Below are 326 nucleotides of genomic sequence, written 5' to 3'. Positions count from 1 at the left end.
ATTCCAAATAAAGCCAACTTTCCTAAACCTTTTCTCCCAGTTACTAGTCTTCCTGAAGGTGATACATTGCCATTTTTAGGTTGCAATCTTCTGTTTCTTGAAACTAGTAAAAATTCATTATTTAAGTCTTCGTATGACATTCCAATTCCATCATCAGAAATGGTAATAGTTTTATTACTATAATCAATGTCTATAGTAACTTTATGAGCATCAGCATCCCAAGAATTTGTTATAAGTTCATTCAAAGCTGCAGGGAGTTGTTTATATAATCCAACGCCTAAAGACTGAACCACACTTGGAGCATAATTTAATGTATATTCATCTTC

At 32.5% G+C, this 326-nt stretch carries 1 protein-coding gene; it reads right to left on the bottom strand.

What is annotated here, in order from left to right; genetic code table 11:
- The coding region (locus tag AC6UDG_RS07495) for an ATP-binding protein (RefSeq protein WP_500706960.1) at positions 1 to 326 on the bottom strand (326 nt) is incomplete at both ends.

Source organism: Fructilactobacillus sp. X2R1C1 (assembly GCF_059901435.1).
This window is presented reverse-complemented; position numbering and strand designations above follow the sequence as displayed.